Consider the following 1514-nt stretch of genomic DNA (forward strand, 5'->3'; position numbering starts at 1 on the left):
CCGTCCCACTCCGCGCGGCCGCGGTTGACCGTGACGAGCGGCGAGGTCTCGGTGAGCCCGTAGATCTGGATGAACTCCCAGCCCAGCTCGACCGTCACGCGCTCGATCGTGCGGGTCGGGGGCGGCGCGCCCGCGCAGACGATCCTGACCCGGTCGCGGCCGGGGACCGGGCCCTCCCAGCCGGCGGCGGCGTCGAGCACGGCGTTCAGGACGGCGGGCGCCGCGCACATCAGGGTGACGCCGTGCCGCTCGACACGGCGCAGGATCTCGGCCCCGTCGATCTGGCGGAGCACGATGTGCCGGCCGCCGACCCCGGTGATGCCGTACGGCATGCCCCAGCCGTTGGCGTGGAACATCGGGAGCGTGTGCAGGTAGACGTCACGGTCGCTGATCGTGGTGTGCAGGCCGAACACGGCCGAGTTCAGCCACAGGTTGCGGTGCGTGAGCTGGACCCCCTTGGGACGGGCGGTCGTTCCGGACGTGTAGTTGACGCTGGCCGTCGCGCCCTCGTCCGGCTCCGCCCACTCCCGCGGCTCGGTGCCGTGCAGGAAGAGGTCCTCGTCGTCGCCGAGGACGAACTTGTGCTTGACGTCGAGGGTGTCGAGCACCTCCGCGCGGGAGGGGTCCGCGTAGACGACCGAGGCGCCGGAGTGCCGCACGATGTACTCGATCTCCGGCCCCGTGAGCCGGAAGTTCACCGGTACGAGGACGCGTCCCCAGCCGGAGACGCCGAAGAACGAGGTGAGCAGCCGGGCCGAGTTCTGCGAGACGACCGCGACCCGTCCGCCCACCGGGACGTCCAGCCGGTCCAATGCGGCCGCCTGGGCGCGGGCGAGCGCCGCCAGTTCCCGGTAGGTGGGCTCGCCGAGGCTCGGCCCCGGCTGCTCCGGCTCGTCGACGACGGCGACGCGGTCCGGGTAGGCATGGGCCGCGCGATCGAGGAAGTCACGGACGGTCAGCGGGTAGTACACGACAGCACCTCCGGTTCGGTGGTTCCTTCCTACCTCGCCCGGCCGCTTCCGTACCCCGCGGACCCGTTGCGGATCGACGCGCTTCCCGAGTACTGTCCGAAACACCTAATCAAAATGTTGAATATGAATGGTGGGAGGCGGATGATGACGCACCCGTTCCGCAGGGCCGTCGAGGACGGTGACCGGGCGGCCCTCGTCGACCTGCTCGCCGAGGACGTCGTGTTCACCAGCCCGGTGGTGTTCGAGCCGTACACCGGAAAGGCGGTCACCTCCGCGATCCTGGGCGCCGTCATGCAGGTGTTCGAGGACTTCCGCTACGTCCGGGAGATCGCGGACCCCGGAGGCCGCGACCTCGCCCTGGTCTTCGAGGCGCGGGTGGGGGACCGCACCCTCCAGGGCTGCGACCTCCTGCACTTCGACGGGAGCGGCCGGATCGACGACTTCACCGTCATGGTCCGTCCCCTGTCGGGGGCCCGGGCCCTCCAGGCGGCGATGGCGGCCCGCCTCGGGGCCGCCACCGGGGAGGCCGCGGGCGGCGCGGCG

At 71.7% G+C, this 1514-nt stretch carries 2 protein-coding genes; one reads left to right on the top strand and one right to left on the bottom strand.

Features of this window, described 5'->3' with window-relative positions:
* A partial coding sequence (locus HO151_RS00690; protein ID WP_173894196.1) for an AMP-binding protein occupies positions 1 to 971 on the bottom strand: 971 nt, incomplete at its 3' end.
* A 144-nt stretch (positions 972 to 1115) separates the two neighbouring features.
* Here HO151_RS00690 and HO151_RS00695 point away from each other — a divergent pair.
* The coding region (locus HO151_RS00695; RefSeq protein ID WP_173894197.1) for a nuclear transport factor 2 family protein at positions 1116 to 1514 on the top strand (399 nt) is incomplete at its 3' end.

The sequence above is a fragment of the Streptomyces sp. 8P21H-1 genome (genome assembly GCF_013302945.1).